We start from the raw sequence: 1,035 nt of genomic DNA, 5'->3' as shown, positions 1-1,035 counted from the left end.
CAATAGGCTTAGCATGGCAAAGAGCAAAACCGCATTCGTCTGCACTGAGTGCGGGTCAGATTTATCTAAATGGCAAGGCCAGTGTCCGGATTGTGGCCAATGGAATACTATTCAGGAAATAAAGCTAGCAAAGCAAAGTAAGAGCAGCAGTACCTCGTTGGGTTATGCGGGCGCCAAGTCCGAGATTAAGGCTTTGGGGTCAATTGACCTCGAAGATCAACCCAGATTCAGTAGCGGTATAGGTGAGTTTGATCGGGTGCTGGGGGGAGGTTTAGTTCCCGGTTCTGCTATATTGGTTGGAGGTCATCCGGGTGCCGGGAAAAGTACTTTGCTACTCCAGACGATGTGTCATCTTTCTTCAAGCAGGGACGGCTTATATATTACTGGTGAAGAGTCTTTACAACAGGTTGCACTGCGAGCAAAGCGCCTCGGTCTCAAAGCTGATGTGCTGAATATGTTCTCTGAAACCCGGATCGAATCAATAGAAGAAGTGGTTCAAGTCCATAAGCCAAAAGTGCTGGTTGTTGACAGTATTCAGGTAATGCACACAGAAGCGATAGAGTCGGCTCCAGGTAGCGTTTCGCAAGTAAGAGAATGTGCTGCCAGGTTGACCCGTCTTGCCAAACAGACTGGCATGGTGCTATTTCTGGTTGGTCATGTGACCAAAGAGGGAGCGATTGCCGGGCCTAAGGTTTTGGAGCATATGATTGACTGCTCGATAATGCTCGAAGGCTCCAGTGACACTCGTTATCGCACTTTGCGAGGAATCAAAAATCGTTTTGGTGCAGTGAATGAGTTAGGTGTCTTTGCTATGCTCGAAAAAGGCTTGGTTGAAGTGAAGAACCCGAGTGCAATATTCCTAAGCCGTGGCGAAGAGATAATGCCAGGTAGTGTCGTGACGATACTCTGGGAAGGTACGCGCCCGTTGCTAGTAGAATTACAGGCTTTGGTTGATGAGAGCCAAGGCAACTACCCTAAGCGAGTCGCCTTGGGTATGGATCAGAACCGTTTATCAATGTTGCTGGCCGTGATGCA

1 protein-coding gene is annotated in these 1,035 nt (G+C 48.6%); it reads left to right on the top strand.

From position 1 onward, the window contains the following. Positions 1-13 precede the first annotated feature (13 nt). On the top strand, positions 14-1,035 hold a 1,022-nt coding region (radA, locus tag A3763_RS21570; protein ID WP_068760502.1), incomplete at its 3' end, for a DNA repair protein RadA.

It is taken from the genome of Oleiphilus sp. HI0128, assembly GCF_001635365.1.
The sequence above is the reverse complement of the archived record's forward strand: the minus strand, read 5'-3'. Positions and strand labels throughout refer to the sequence as shown.